We start from the raw sequence: 12,579 nt of genomic DNA, 5'->3' as shown, positions 1-12,579 counted from the left end.
GGGTCATTCCCTCGGCTGGTGCTTGGCGCTGGCGGCTGCGCGATGCTGCGGGGCATGAGCGCCATGACGGTGGCCGAACAGGTGCAGTAGCGGGCATAGCAGCAGGATCAGGTAGGGCAGCAGCTGGGTGGCATGGGCGTAGTGTTCCCGCGCCAGATAGAACAGGCCGATGACCAGCAGCATCAGCACCAGCACGGCGCTTCTGCTTTTCCAGAGTGGCGCTGCGGGTGAGTCGGGGCGAGGGGGCGAATGGTGCATGATGCGACTCCTGCGGTTGGCCTGGCGTGATTACCTCAGCATAGGCAAGCGCCGCGGCCAGCCGCTTGATGCAGGTCGAGGCCGTTCCCGCCTACGCCACGGGGCCGGATAACCGGGGGCGGATAAGCGCCCGCTGTAGAAAAAACGCGGCGCCAAGACGACGCCACCAGGCCCAAGGAGCAGTGGAACAAGGCCCTGAAACTGCGGCGGGCACGGGTGCGGCGCATCCATCCCCTATCCATGCCCGCACTCTAGGCGAGCCTTGCTGACACGCGGCTGAACCCCGCATTACATTTCTGTAAGCCTCTGGTTGGTATGGCTGATTCGCGGCACACTCGGGGCCACAGCAACCTGGGAGGTCGCGCATGAAAATTCTGGTGGCCGAAGACGAGCCCAAGACGGGGCTCTACTTGCAGCAGGGGCTCTGCGAGGCCGGTTTCAGCGTGGATCGGGTGATGACCGGCACCGACGCTCTGCAGCATGCCCTCGAACAGCCCTACGACCTGCTGATCCTCGACGTGATGATGCCGGGGGTAGACGGCTGGGAGGTCTTGCGCCTGGTGCGCGCTGCCGGCAAGGCGATGCCGGTGCTGTTTCTCACCGCCCGCGACGGGGTCGAGGATAGGGTCAAGGGCCTCGAGCTGGGCGCCGATGACTACCTGATCAAGCCGTTCGCCTTCTCCGAGCTGCTGGCCAGGGTGCGCACGCTGCTGCGCCGCGGTAACAGCGTGCCGAGCGTGACCAGCCTGCAGATCGCCGATCTGCAGGTCGACCTGCTCAAGCGCCGGGCCATTCGCGGCGGCAAGCGCATCGACCTGACGGCCAAGGAGTTCGCCCTGCTCGAACTGTTGTTGCGCCGGCGCGGCGAGGTGTTGTCGAAGTCGCTGATCGCCTCGCAGGTCTGGGACATGAACTTCGACAGCGACACCAACGTGATCGAGGTCGCGGTCCGGCGTCTGCGGGCGAAGATCGACGACGAGTTCGCGCTGAAGCTGATCCATACCGTGCGCGGCATGGGCTACATGCTCGAGGAGCCGGAGTCGCGATGAGCCGGCTGTCCCTGACGGCCCGCATGAGCCTGATGTTCATGCTGGCGGTGGCGGCGGTGTTGAGCGTCGCCGCGCTGAGTTTCTATCGCCTCAGCCAGCACCACTTCGCCCTGCTCGATCACCAGACCCTGCAGGAGAAACTGGCCTCGACCCGGGCGATCCTGGGCGTTGCCCCGGCGGGGGCGAGCCTCGGCCAGCTGCAGCCGCAGCTGAGTGCCCTGCTCGATGCCCACCACGACCTGACGGCCGTGCTCCTCGGGGCCGACGGCAGCGTGCTGTTCGCCGCCCCCGGGGTGCTCGACATCCCGCCGCACTTTCGTAGCTACCCGCAAGACGCGGTCTGGGAATGGCAGGGCGAGCGGCGCATGTACCGCGGCATCAGCGCGCCGGTCACGGCGGCGGGGCAGGCCGAGCCGCTGACGCTGATGCTGGCGCTGGATGTCACCAACCACATGGCCTTCTTCGACACCCTGCAGCGCTGGTTCTGGATAGGCCTGGCCCTCAGCGCCCTGGTCAGCGCCGGGCTGGGCTGGGTGGTGGCGCGCAGTGGCCTGCGCCCGCTGCGCCAGGTCACCCGGACGGCCGCGTCGATGTCGGCCAAGTCGCTCAAGGAGCGCATCCCGCTGGAGCCGGTGCCGCTGGAGCTGCAGCAGCTGGTGTCCTCGTTCAACGCCATGCTAGGGCGTCTAGACGATGCCTTCGTGCGTCTGTCCAACTTCTCCGCCGACATCGCCCATGAGCTGCGTACGCCGCTCAGCAGCCTGATGACCCACACCGAGGTCATCCTCGGCCGCAAGCGCGATGTCGACACCTACGAGGACAACCTCTACTCGAACCTGGAAGATCTCAAGCGCATGGCGCGGATGATCGACGACATGCTGTTCCTGGCCAAGTCCGACAACGGCCTGATCGTTCCCGAACGCCAGCCGGTCGTGCTGGAGACGCTGGTGACCAGCCTGTTCGATTATTACCAGCTGCTGGCCGAGGAGCGCGGCATCGAGCTGCGGCTCACGGGCGTGGCCTGTGTCCGGGGCGATCGGCTGATGCTGCGCCGCGCCGTCTCGAACCTGCTGTCCAATGCGCTGCGCTATACCCCACCAGGGCAGTCCATCTCGGTTAGCCTCGACCAGGACGGCGCCGTGGCGCGGCTGTCGGTGGCGAACCCGGGGGCGAGCATCCCGGCCGAGCACCTGGAGCGCCTGTTCGACAGGTTCTACCGCGCCGATCCGGCCCGTCGCGAGGGCGACCCGGGCAATGCCGGCCTGGGCCTGGCGATCACCCGTTCGATAGTCGAGGCCCACCAGGGGCGGATCTGGTGCGACTCAGCCAATGGCCGCACGGCGTTCCACATGGAGTTTCCCCGCGCCGAGCCCACGCCGTAGACCCTATGACGGGGGCCGGGCGGAGACCATGGGGAACCGTGCCCGGCGTCTTGCCTACTCCATGAGCTCGGGGTCGGCGGCGACAGTGTGCGGCGCGGCGCCCCGCATGATATCGGCGATGATCGGCACCGGGGTCATCAGGTGCGTCTGCATCAGGGCGCAGGCCCGTGCGGCGTCCCGGGCGAGGATCGCCTCGACCAGTTCGCCGTGTTCCTGGCGCTTGAGGGCCAGGGCCGCCTCGGAGAACACCGTACGGCGCAGCCACAGCTGGCGGTAGCGTTCGGCCTGGTCGAACAGGTAGGCGCGGGCCTGCAGCAGGTGGCGGGAGCCGCAGCCGGCGGCGATCGCGCTGTGGAAGGCCTTGTGCCGCGCGTCCCAGACTTCCAGCATCTGTTCCTCGCTGTTGACCTCCATCACCTTGGCCAGGGTGTGGGCGCAGGCCAGCACCTGGGCCTCCCAGGCGTCGTCGCCGCGTTCGATGGCCAGCTTCAGCACCAGGGCCTCGAGGTTGGCCCGGGCGTCGTAGACGTCCTGCATCTCGTCGGGCGACATCGGCGCCACGCGGTAGCCGCGCTGGCTGATCGCCACCACCAGGTTCTCCGCCACCAGCTGCGACAGCGCCTCGCGCAGCGGCCCGACGCCCAGGTCGTAGCGCTCCTTGAGCGCACTCATCAGCAGCTTCTCACCGGGCCGGTACAGGCCCCGGATGATGTCCCGCTTGAGCCACTCGTAGCCGCTGACGGCCGAGTTCTGCCGGGGGGCGAGGGTATCCATAAACCATGTCCTCGAGGGTTTTGCCCATGATACCCAAGTGCCGAGAGAACCACTAAGCAGGGATAGAGGTCATGTAAATCTACATAAAATAAAAATGTAGACATTTTTGTCGTGTGGCGATAATTTGCCTTCCGTCAGTCGCGCATGCCTCCGGGCGGCGCATGGATCATCTCGCTCAGGACACCGCCATGAACGCCTTCACCCAGCCCCAAGACCCCGTGATGCCACAGCCCTCAGCCGTTCAGGGATTCAGCCTTGCGCCTTCGACGCAGTCGCCGCGTCTGCTGGAACTGACCTTCGCCCGGGCCACGGTGCAGGCCTTCTGCGCAGCGGTGGCCGAGTGGCCGGTGCAGGCGCTGGAGTACAAGTCGTTCCTGCGCTTTCGTTTTGCCAAGATCCTCGACGAGCTGTGCGGCCACAGCCTGCGTCCGGTGTTGCTCAACAGCCTGATGGACCGCGCCACCGGCGGTCTGTTGGTCAGGCCGGAGGGACTGAGCGACGTGACCCAGGCCGAGGACATGGTCAAGTTCTCCACGGCGGTGGCGCACCTGCTCGGGCGCTCGAACCACGATGCAATGAGCGGGCAGTTCTATGCGCGCTTCGTGGTGGAGAACGTCGACAGCTCCGACAGCTATCTGCGCCAGCCGCATCGGGTGATGGAGCTGCACAACGACGGCACCTTCGTCGACCAGATCACCGACTACGTGCTGATGATGAAGATCGACGAGCAGAACATCGAAGGCGGCAATTCGCTGATCCTGCACCTGGACGATTGGGAGGGGCGTGATGCGTTCTTCCATCATCCGCTGGCACGCCGGGTCATGCGCTGGACGGCGCCGCCGAGCAAGAAGGTCGACAGGGAGGTGTTCCATGCGGTGTTCGATGTCGATGCCGAGGGCCGGCCGACCATGCGCTACATCGACCAGTTCGTGCAGCCCAAGGACTTCGAGGAAGGCAACTGGCTGACCGACCTGTCGATCTCCCTGGAAGGCAGCAAGCAAAAGCTGTCCGTGCCGGTGCCGGTGGGCAATTTCCTGCTGATCAACAACCTCTACTGGCTGCATGGGCGCGACCGCTTCACCCCGCATCCGGGCCTGCGCCGCGAGCTGATGCGCCAGCGTGGTTACTTCAGCTACCCCAAGCTGGGCCACCAGCAGGGTCAATAACCGTCCGCGGGACTTCCACCATCAGGCCGTGCGGCAACGCCGGCCCACCAGAGGTTTGCGCCGTGTACGATTTCGTGATTATCGGCGGTGGCATCGTCGGCATGTCCACCGCCATGCAGCTGATCAAGGCCTATCCAGAGGCTAGGATTCTGCTGCTCGAAAAAGAGTCGGGGCCGGCCCGGCACCAGACCGGGCACAACAGCGGGGTGATCCACGCCGGGGTCTACTACAGCCCCGGCAGCCTCAAGGCCAGGTTCTGCCTGGCCGGCAACCGCGCCACCAAGGCGTTCTGCGCCGAGCAGGGCATCGCCTACGACGAGTGCGGCAAGTTGCTGGTCGCCACCAACGAGTTGGAGGTGCAGCGCATGGGCGCGTTGTGGCAGCGCACCGCGGCCAACGGCCTGCAGCGCGAGTGGCTGAGCGCCGAGCAGCTCAAGGAGCGCGAGCCGAATATCCGCGGCCTCGGCGCGATCTTCGTGCCCTCCAGCGGCATCGTGAACTACGCCGAGGTCACCGCGGCCATGGCCCGCGAGTTCCAGAAATACGGCGGGGAGATCCGCTACGGCGCCGAGGTCACCGGCCTCGAGGAGTTGGCCAGCGAGCTGCGGGTACATACCCGGCTGGGCACCTTCTGCACGCGCTTTATGGTCAGTTGCTCGGGGCTGATGGCCGATCGCCTGGTGCGCATGCTCGGGCTCGATCCGGGCTTCAGCATCTGCCCGTTCCGCGGCGAGTACTACCGGCTGCCGGCGCGGCACAACCGCATCGTCAACCACCTGATCTACCCGATTCCCGATCCGTCCATGCCGTTTCTCGGCGTGCACCTGACGCGGATGATCGACGGCAGCGTCACGGTCGGGCCGAACGCGGTGCTGGCGCTCAAGCGCGAGGGCTACCGCAAGCGCGACATCTCCCTGGCCGACACCTGGGCCATGCTCGGCGATGCGGGCATCCGCCGGGTGCTCAGGGACAACCTGCGCCCGGGGTTGGTGGAGATGAAGAATTCGCTGTTCAAGCGCGGCTACCTGCAGCAGGTGCGCAAGTACTGCCCCGGCCTCGGGGTGCAGGACCTGCAGCCCTATCCGGCCGGGGTGCGCGCCCAGGCGGTGTCCAGGGACGGCAAGCTGATCGAGGACTTCCTGTTCCGCAACACCCGGCGCAGCGTCAACGTGTGCAACGCGCCGTCGCCGGCGGCGACCTCGGCCATCCCAATCGGCGCCTACATCATCGAGCAGATCGAGGCCCAGCTGCAGGGCCTGCCCGCTTTTGCCAAGGCCGCGCGCCAGATGCGGGCGGCCGTGAGTCTCTAGCCGGGCTCAGGGCTGCTTGCCCCAGAGCTGTTCCAGGCGTGCGTCACGGCCGCAGCCGCGGCGGTAGTAGGTGTAGCGCAGGGGGTTCTTCAGGTAGTAGTCCTGGTGGTAGTCCTCGGCCGGGTAGAAGGTCGTGGCCGGCAGCAGCTCGGTGACGATCGGTTGGTCGAAGCGGCCCGAGGCCTGCAGGGCCGCCTTCGAGGCTTCGGCCAGGGCCTTCTCCTCGGGCGTGGCGTAGAAGATCGCGCTGCGGTACTGCGAGCCGTGGTCGCAGAACTGGGCGTTGGCCGTCAGCGGGTCGATGGTCGGCCAGAACGCCTCGAGCAGTTCGGCATAGCTAGTCTTGCTTGGGTCGTATTCGACCCGCACGGCCTCGGTATGCCCGGTGCCACCGGCGGAGACCTGCTGGTAGCTGGGGTTGGCCACGTGACCGCCGGTGTAGCCGGAGGTGGTGGCGATCACCCCGGGCAGCTTGTCGAAGTCCGCCTCGGTGCACCAGAAGCAGCCGCCGGCGAACACCGCGACGCCCTGTTCCGCCGGAGCGAGCTCGGCCGCCGGGCCGGCGTGCGCCTGTTGCAGCGCCGGGGTGCCCGGCTTGCAGGCACTCAGCAGCAAGGCGGCCAGCAGCGTTGCGGCCAGGGCGCCGAAGGCGGCGCGGTGAGGATATGTCGCGCTCATGCTCAGCTCCTCAGCTCGGGCAGGCTTTCGTCTTCAGGAATGAAGCGCAGGGCCAGGCCGTTGTTGCACCAGCGTTCGCCCCGCGGCGCCGGGCCGTCGTCGAACAGATGGCCCTGGTGGCCACCGCAGCGGGCGCAGTGGTATTCGGTGCGCGGGAAGATCAGCTTGAAGTCGCGCTTGAAGCCCGTGTGCCCCTCGATGGCCTGGGTGAAGCTCGGCCAGCCGGTGCCGCTTTCGTACTTGTGTCGGCTGTCAAACAGCGGCAGGTAGCAGGCGGCGCAGATATAGGTGCCGGGGCGCTTCTCATGGTTCAGCGGGCTGCTGCCGGGGCGTTCGGTGTCCTCCTCGAACAGCACCGCATAGGCGGCCGGCGTCAGCAGCTCGCGCCAGGCGCTGTGTGCTTTGTCCAGAGGAACTACGGTGGCGCCAGCCGCTTCCGTTTCGGCCAGGCTGAAAGAGGCCTGGCTGGCCAGTAACGGCAAGGCCGGCAGGAGGACCATGCCTTGGAGTAGGGCGCGTCGTTTCATGGTGGTTCTCTACACGAGGATTCGATCTGTAGACCCGGCACGGGACGACTTGTTACAGCGCCTTGTCTTGCCGCTTTCCCGCATCGGTCTCTGTGGAGGCAAAGGGGGTGACGGGACTCGGCCCTAGGCGAGCGGGAAGCTGGCTTCTGCCTCGATGATGCTGAGATTGCGCCCGGCGTTTTTCGCCCGGTACAGGTACTGATCGGCCCGTTGCAACCAACCGTCCCAGGGTTCGCCGTCGCGCAGGATGGCCCCGCCCACCGACATGGTCACCGGCCCGCCCGGCCCGCGCAGCCGCGCCCTGACCTGGTCTTGCAGGTGGGCGGCGGCGGCGCGCAGGCCCACCTCGTCGGTATTGGGCAGCAGCAGGAGGAATTCTTCGCCGCCGAAGCGGAACAGACGATTCTCCTGGCGTGAGGACTGCTGGATCAGCTCGACGAAGTCCACCAGCACCTGGTCGCCGGCGGGGTGACCGAACCTGTCGTTGATCTGCTTGAAGTGATCCAGGTCCATCACCAGCACGCCGTAGCTGTTGCCGTGGCGGCGGTGGGTGGACACGGCGATCCGCAGCTCCTTGTTCATCTCCCGCCGATTGCGCGCGCCGGTCAGCGGGTCCTGACTCGCCAGGAGCTGCAGCTGATCGCGCTGGCTGCGGGTGCGAAAGGCGAAGATGTAGGTCAGTACGCTGGCCATCAGACCGGTGACCAGGAAGGAGACCATCTGGTAGTTGCTCTCGAACACCGTGCCGGGCACCAGCAACGCATGGCCGACCAGGGCTGTCAGCACCAGTAACATGGCGATCATGGCCTTGCCGGGGGAGACCATGAAGAAGTTGAAGAGGATCAGCGGATAGATCCAGAACAGGCCGTTGACGCCGAGGTTGATGGCGATCAGCGTGGCACCGGCGGAGAAGATCACCGAGAGGAAGAGGCCCGGCTTCACCGTGTCGCCGCTGCGCCAGGCGTAGAGCACGGCGAGTATGGTCGACAGCACGATGACGGTGTCGGCGAGGCTGACCAGGTAGTTGCCTTCTTCCAGCCGGTACAGGGCGTAGGGCGAGATGGCCAGGACGCCGAACAGGGCCATCAGGGTGATGATGGACAGCTGGAAGTCTTGGCGCAGGCGCTTGAGCAGCTGCGGGATGAGCTTGGACATGGCCGGGGCTTGTAGTTGTTGTGGGCTGAGCGGCTTCGATAAGGATGCAGAGCTTTGCCCCAGTCTGGCAAGGGACATGTCTTGGCGAAGTGCCATTATCGGTGCCGGCGCCACGGGCCGGTGAGTTCGGCGCCGCCTTAGAACTCGACGCCTTCCTCGCGGACGAGGGCCACCAGAGCCTTGTGACGCTGGTAACGCAGCAGGCGCTCGTTCAGCTCGGGCGGCAGGCTGAGGCAGGGCGCGAATCCCTGGCGTCGGTAGAAGGGGCCCAGCTGCGGGTGACAGAACAGCCAGGTCGGGCCGCAGCAGGAGCTCAGGCGGCGAGGATGTCGCCGCGCTGGGCGACCCACACCGGGTCCTGACGGTGCGGGCGCATCGGCGAGCGATGGGCGCGGTAGAACTTGCCGGCCAGAGGCGTGAGTGGGCTGGGCAGGGGGCGCAACTGCAGATCGGGCATGGGCTCGGGTCGATGGGGATATAGGGTGCCCCGCACAGATCCCGGTCCGTGCTGGGCGATGGGCTCAGGAGTTGGCGGAGTGGCTGCCGAGCAGGGTCTTGCCGGCGCGCTTTGCCTTCTTCGCCATGCGCTTTTCCTGAGCGCTTTTCAGGGGTTTCTTCTTCGCTTGTTTCTTCGCATCCAAACCTTTGCTCATGGTCGTCATCCCGCGGTCAAGAAGTGGTCGATAGGGTCGCTCGAATCGGTGATTTCCAGGGCACTCCCACCTCCCAGGCTGCACCAGCCTGCAGCTGCTGATCGTCATCAACGTCAGTTTAATGATAGTCCCTTGGCCGAGCGGCGGCATGGGCGAGGGCGCTGCCTGGCGTCGGGTGTTGTACGGCTCGACTGGTTAACACTTCGCCGGAAAAAACGCCCGAAGCGATGACAGCCGCACGGCGCAGTCGCATCATGCGAACAGTGGTCTCGAGCCGTCGAGGATCGGGCGCAGGGTTCAGAGGTGAAGGCCGTACGCATGTCGATAACCAGCAACCCACAACTTCTGGTATACGCCGCGGCCACCGATGTCGGCCTGGTGCGCGGGCACAACGAGGACGCCCTGCTCTGTTGCCCGGAGCAGGGCCTGTGGGCCGTCGCCGACGGCATGGGCGGGCATAGGCGGGGCGAGGTGGCCAGCGCTCTGGCGCTGCAGGCGCTGGCTGCGGCCTGTACGGCGGGCGAGGATTTGAGCTCCGCGGTGCATGCGGCCAATGCCGCCGTGCTGGCCGCCGCCGAGGCCGATGCCGAATGCCGTGGCATGGGCACCACGCTGGTCGCCGTGCGTTTCAGCGGGAGCGATTTCCAGATCGCCTGGGTCGGCGACAGTCGCGCCTATCGCGTCGACGCCACCGCCATCGAGCGCCTGAGCCACGACCACAGCTGGGTCCAGGCGATGATCGACGCCGGCCAGATGAGCGAGGCCGAGGCGCGCTGCCATCCCCAGCGCGGGGTGATCTTCCAATGCCTGGGACGTGAGGACCAGAGCCTTGAGATCGGCCTGGCGCGGGGGCGGCTGCGTGCGCACGAGCTGCTGCTGCTGTGCAGCGACGGCCTGAGCGGTGAGCTGGACGACGGGAAGATCCAGCAGCAGTGCGCCACCGCGGCTACCCTGGACGAACTGGTGGCGACCTTGATCGCTCAGGCCAACGGCCAAGGGGGCCATGACAATATTTCCTGCATCGTGCTGGGCTGCGCGCCGACCGAGCCGGGCCAAGCGCTTGCGACCACGGAGCCGCGCGGTCTGCTCAGCCGGCTGTTCAAACCGATGAAAAGCTGATCGCCGACATGACAGAAGATCTGCTCGAGATACCCGGTTACCGGGTGCATGGCCGCCTCGGCAAGGGCGGCATGGCCGAGGTCTACCTGGCCACCCAGTTGTCGTTGCAGCGCAAGGTCGCGGTGAAGGTGTTGCTCAGCAGCGCGGACCAGGCGTTCGGCCAGCGCTTCATCAAGGAAGGCCACCTGCTGGCCTCGCTGCATCACCCCTCGATCATCACCATCCATGACATCGACCGGCTCGCCGATGGGCGCCACTACCTGGCCATGGAGTTCGTCCCCGGCGGCGACCTGGCCCAGTACAAGGGCCAGCGCTTCGCCCCCGCCCAGGCGCTGCGCATCGTCCGGCAGATCGCCAGCGCCCTGGCCGTGGTCCACGACAGCGGCCTGGTGCACCGCGACATCAAGCCGGCCAACATCCTCTTTCGCGACGACGGCACCGTGGTGCTCAGCGATTTCGGCGTGGCCAAGCAGGTCACGCTCGATCAGGACCTCACCCAGGCCGGCATCGCCGTCGGCAGCCCGGCCTACAGCAGCCCGGAACAGGCGCAATGCCAGCCCCTGGATGCGCGCAGCGACATCTACAGCCTCGGGGTGATCCTGCTGGAGATGCTCGGTGGCGATAACCCTTTTCGCGGCGCCAACTACACCCAGACCGTGATGAACCACCTGCAGATGGAGCCGCCGTCGCTGCCGTCTCCGCTGCAGCCCTATCAGTGGCTGCTCGCGCGCATGCTGGCCAAGGACCCGGACGAACGCTTCGCCGATTGCCGGGTGTTGCTGGCGAGCCTGGAGGAAGTGGCCCAAGAGTCTGGCGACAGCAGCCTCAGTGCCCCGTTCGTGCGGCCGGACAGAGGCCGCCGCGGCGCGCCCATGGACGCCTGGCGCAAGCACCTGGCCTGGGCCGTGCTCGGCATGCTGCTGCTCGCCGGGGCGAGTGGGGCGGGCTACTACGGCTACCGCCAGGTGCAGTTGGGCGACTACCTGGCCCGGGCCGAGCAACGCCTGGGCGAGGGGCGCCTGCAGGAACCGGCCCAGGACAACGCCGACTACTGGTTCCGCCAGGCCCTGGCCCTGGATGAGGACAACGCCCAGGCCCTGGATGGCCTGCAGCGGGTGTTGCAGGCCCGCATCGCCGGCTACCTGGCGCTGGCCGATGAGCGCATCGCGGAGAACCGCCTGCTGCTGCCCGAAGATGACAGCGCGACCTTCTACTTCCGCCGCGTGCTCGCCTGGGAGCCGGACAACCTGCTCGCCCTGGCCGGCCTCAGCCGCGTGGTGCAGCGCTTCATCGAGCAGAGCGAGCGGGCCTATGAGCGGCGCGAACATGCCTTGGCGCTGGAGTACATCAAGCACGGACTGGAAGTGGAGCCGGCCAACGAAACCCTGCTAAAACTCTATGACAACCATGAGCGACGCGTGCGCCTGGCCCAGGCTCCGCGCCGCCAGACAACCTCGGGCGCGGGCCGGCGGGACGGGCAGAACCCGATCAAGCGGCTGTGGAACAACATCTTCAACCCGTGACTACGTCGGGCCCGGTTGCCGCAGCTGCGGCGGTCCGGCCTGGCGTCCCCGTCTCATTCTCGAGGCAGTAGGCAACATGCTCAGAGTCCACTTCAGCGACAACCGCCAAGCGCCCATCTGGCTGACGGATGAGCGCTTCAGCATCGGCCAGGACAGCCGCAACGACCTGGTGCTGGACGACGCCCAGATCGCCGCTTTCCATGCCGAAGTGCGCCAGGACCATGGCTACTACTACCTCACCGACTACGGCAGCCAGACCGGCACCTTCGTCAACGACGAGCGTATCGGCGCGCGCTACCAGCTGCGGGCCAACGACCGGGTGCGCCTGGGCACCCTGGAGCTGGTGCTGCTCGACCCGGCGCAGGCACGGCCCCGGGTCGAAACGGCGCCGCGCTGGTTCCTCCAGGTGATCAAGGGCGAGCACCAGGGCAAGAAGTTTCATGTCCACGGCTCCATGACCTTCGGCCGCTCGGTCAAGTGCGAGCTGAGCTTCAGCGACCCGGAGCTGTCGCGCCGGCACTGCGAATTCTTCCTCAAGGACGACGTGCTGGAGGTCAAGGACCTGGCCTCGGCCAACGGGGTACTGGTCAACCAGCAGAAGGTGTCGACGGCGGTGCTGCAGCCCGGCGACCAGGTGAAGATGGGCTCGGTGAGCCTGCTGGTGATCGGCCCCAGGGTCACGGTGGCGCCGGCCGAGGACGAGGATGCCACCCAGTTCGTGCGTGCCATCGATCTGCCCAAGCCGCTCACGAGCAAGCCCGCCGCGCCTCGGGCCGCGAGCCTCAACCCATTGCGTGCGGTGGCCCAGGCCAAGGCCGCCGAGACGCCCGACGAGCCGCTCGGGGCGAAACAGCACGGGCTGTCCTCGGCCGCTCTGGTGTTGCTGGTGCTCCTGCTGGTCGGGGTGGCCGCGGCCCTGGCCGCCAAGGCCCTGCTCTAGACCTGTCCGGGCGCCGAACCCTCCCCCAGTGGGCGGCTGCCCGGC

15 protein-coding genes are annotated in these 12,579 nt (G+C 67.0%); 7 read left to right on the top strand and 8 right to left on the bottom strand.

All coding sequences use genetic code 11. The features are described from left to right. Positions 1-3 precede the first annotated feature (3 nt). Positions 4-195, bottom strand: a complete 192-nt coding sequence (locus ACSX1C_RS09130) for a DUF2933 domain-containing protein (RefSeq protein ID WP_439889150.1) — start codon at positions 193-195, stop codon at positions 4-6. Positions 196-623: 428 nt separating this feature from the next. Between ACSX1C_RS09130 and ACSX1C_RS09125 the strand changes: the two genes are divergently transcribed. Both ACSX1C_RS09125 and ACSX1C_RS09120 read left to right on the top strand, forming a co-directional pair. Next, positions 624-1,307: a heavy metal response regulator transcription factor gene (locus ACSX1C_RS09125; protein ID WP_439889149.1), complete on the top strand. Its 684-nt coding sequence runs from the start codon at positions 624-626 to the stop codon at positions 1,305-1,307. After that, complete coding sequence (locus tag ACSX1C_RS09120) at positions 1,304-2,689, top strand: heavy metal sensor histidine kinase (RefSeq protein WP_439889148.1); 1,386 nt, start codon at positions 1,304-1,306, stop codon at positions 2,687-2,689. The genes ACSX1C_RS09125 and ACSX1C_RS09120 overlap by 4 nt, the downstream gene beginning before the upstream one ends. A gap of 54 nt (positions 2,690-2,743) precedes the next feature. On the opposite strand, the gene csiR is transcribed toward ACSX1C_RS09120, so the two are convergent. Then, positions 2,744-3,463, bottom strand: coding sequence for a DNA-binding transcriptional regulator CsiR (gene csiR, locus ACSX1C_RS09115; protein ID WP_439889147.1), 720 nt, complete (start codon positions 3,461-3,463; stop codon positions 2,744-2,746). A gap of 188 nt (positions 3,464-3,651) precedes the next feature. Here csiR and glaH point away from each other — a divergent pair, with 188 nt between their 5' ends. After that, positions 3,652-4,629, top strand: coding sequence for a glutarate dioxygenase GlaH (gene glaH / locus ACSX1C_RS09110; protein ID WP_439889146.1), 978 nt, complete (start codon positions 3,652-3,654; stop codon positions 4,627-4,629). Between the two features lie 62 nt (positions 4,630-4,691). Next, a complete protein-coding gene (lhgO, locus tag ACSX1C_RS09105) occupies positions 4,692-5,939 on the top strand; it encodes an L-2-hydroxyglutarate oxidase (protein ID WP_439889145.1) in 1,248 nt (415 codons plus the stop codon). A 6-nt stretch (positions 5,940-5,945) separates the two neighbouring features. On the opposite strand, the gene msrA is transcribed toward lhgO, so the two are convergent. From msrA to ACSX1C_RS09075, 6 genes are all read right to left on the bottom strand, one after another. Further along, entirely contained in the window at positions 5,946-6,617 is a 672-nt protein-coding gene (msrA, locus tag ACSX1C_RS09100; protein WP_439889144.1) for a peptide-methionine (S)-S-oxide reductase MsrA, read from the bottom strand. 2 nt (positions 6,618-6,619) lie between these two features. Next, positions 6,620-7,144, bottom strand: a complete 525-nt coding sequence (gene msrB, locus ACSX1C_RS09095; protein ID WP_439889143.1) for a peptide-methionine (R)-S-oxide reductase MsrB — start codon at positions 7,142-7,144, stop codon at positions 6,620-6,622. 123 nt (positions 7,145-7,267) lie between these two features. Beyond that, complete coding sequence (locus ACSX1C_RS09090; RefSeq protein WP_439889142.1) at positions 7,268-8,299, bottom strand: GGDEF domain-containing protein; 1,032 nt, start codon at positions 8,297-8,299, stop codon at positions 7,268-7,270. A 137-nt stretch (positions 8,300-8,436) separates the two neighbouring features. Beyond that, positions 8,437-8,649, bottom strand: coding sequence for a hypothetical protein (locus ACSX1C_RS09085; protein ID WP_439889141.1), 213 nt, complete (start codon positions 8,647-8,649; stop codon positions 8,437-8,439). Then, entirely contained in the window at positions 8,613-8,756 is a 144-nt protein-coding gene (locus ACSX1C_RS09080; RefSeq protein ID WP_439889140.1) for a hypothetical protein, read from the bottom strand. The genes ACSX1C_RS09085 and ACSX1C_RS09080 overlap by 37 nt, the downstream gene beginning before the upstream one ends. A gap of 64 nt (positions 8,757-8,820) precedes the next feature. After that, entirely contained in the window at positions 8,821-8,952 is a 132-nt protein-coding gene (locus ACSX1C_RS09075) for a hypothetical protein (protein ID WP_439889139.1), read from the bottom strand. 318 nt (positions 8,953-9,270) lie between these two features. Here ACSX1C_RS09075 and ACSX1C_RS09070 point away from each other — a divergent pair, with 318 nt between their 5' ends. The 3 genes from ACSX1C_RS09070 (at position 9,271) to ACSX1C_RS09060 (ending at position 12,534) form a co-directional block, all read left to right on the top strand. Continuing rightward, positions 9,271-10,071: a PP2C family protein-serine/threonine phosphatase gene (locus tag ACSX1C_RS09070; protein WP_439889138.1), complete on the top strand. Its 801-nt coding sequence runs from the start codon at positions 9,271-9,273 to the stop codon at positions 10,069-10,071. An 8-nt stretch (positions 10,072-10,079) separates the two neighbouring features. Continuing rightward, positions 10,080-11,594: a protein kinase domain-containing protein gene (locus ACSX1C_RS09065; protein ID WP_439889137.1), complete on the top strand. Its 1,515-nt coding sequence runs from the start codon at positions 10,080-10,082 to the stop codon at positions 11,592-11,594. Between the two features lie 76 nt (positions 11,595-11,670). Then, positions 11,671-12,534 carry an FHA domain-containing protein gene (locus ACSX1C_RS09060; protein WP_439889136.1) on the top strand — a complete coding sequence of 288 codons (864 nt, stop codon included), beginning with the start codon at positions 11,671-11,673 and terminating at the stop codon, positions 12,532-12,534. Positions 12,535-12,579: the final 45 nt, after the last annotated feature.

Source organism: Pseudomonas sp. MBLB4123 (assembly GCF_051904775.1).
Classification (GTDB): Bacteria; Pseudomonadota; Gammaproteobacteria; order Pseudomonadales; family Pseudomonadaceae; genus Aquipseudomonas; species Aquipseudomonas benzenivorans_B.
The sequence above is the reverse complement of the archived record's forward strand: the minus strand, read 5'-3'. Positions and strand labels throughout refer to the sequence as shown.

Excerpts from the sequence above, each read along its gene's own strand:
- ACSX1C_RS09075 (WP_439889139.1), bottom strand. The coding sequence starts at position 8,952 with ATGAGCAAAGGTTTGGATGCGAAGAAACAAGCGAAGAAGAAACCCCTG.
- ACSX1C_RS09125 (WP_439889149.1), top strand. The coding sequence starts at position 624 with ATGAAAATTCTGGTGGCCGAAGACGAGCCCAAGACGGGGCTCTACTTG.
- ACSX1C_RS09065 (WP_439889137.1), top strand. The coding sequence starts at position 10,080 with ATGACAGAAGATCTGCTCGAGATACCCGGTTACCGGGTGCATGGCCGC.
- msrA (WP_439889144.1), bottom strand. The coding sequence starts at position 6,617 with ATGAGCGCGACATATCCTCACCGCGCCGCCTTCGGCGCCCTGGCCGCA.
- ACSX1C_RS09120 (WP_439889148.1), top strand. The coding sequence starts at position 1,304 with ATGAGCCGGCTGTCCCTGACGGCCCGCATGAGCCTGATGTTCATGCTG.
- ACSX1C_RS09070 (WP_439889138.1), top strand. The coding sequence starts at position 9,271 with ATGTCGATAACCAGCAACCCACAACTTCTGGTATACGCCGCGGCCACC.
- ACSX1C_RS09080 (WP_439889140.1), bottom strand. The coding sequence starts at position 8,756 with ATGCCCGATCTGCAGTTGCGCCCCCTGCCCAGCCCACTCACGCCTCTG.
- csiR (WP_439889147.1), bottom strand. The coding sequence starts at position 3,463 with ATGGATACCCTCGCCCCCCGGCAGAACTCGGCCGTCAGCGGCTACGAG.
- glaH (WP_439889146.1), top strand. The coding sequence starts at position 3,652 with ATGAACGCCTTCACCCAGCCCCAAGACCCCGTGATGCCACAGCCCTCA.
- ACSX1C_RS09090 (WP_439889142.1), bottom strand. The coding sequence starts at position 8,299 with ATGTCCAAGCTCATCCCGCAGCTGCTCAAGCGCCTGCGCCAAGACTTC.
- ACSX1C_RS09060 (WP_439889136.1), top strand. The coding sequence starts at position 11,671 with ATGCTCAGAGTCCACTTCAGCGACAACCGCCAAGCGCCCATCTGGCTG.
- msrB (WP_439889143.1), bottom strand. The coding sequence starts at position 7,144 with ATGAAACGACGCGCCCTACTCCAAGGCATGGTCCTCCTGCCGGCCTTG.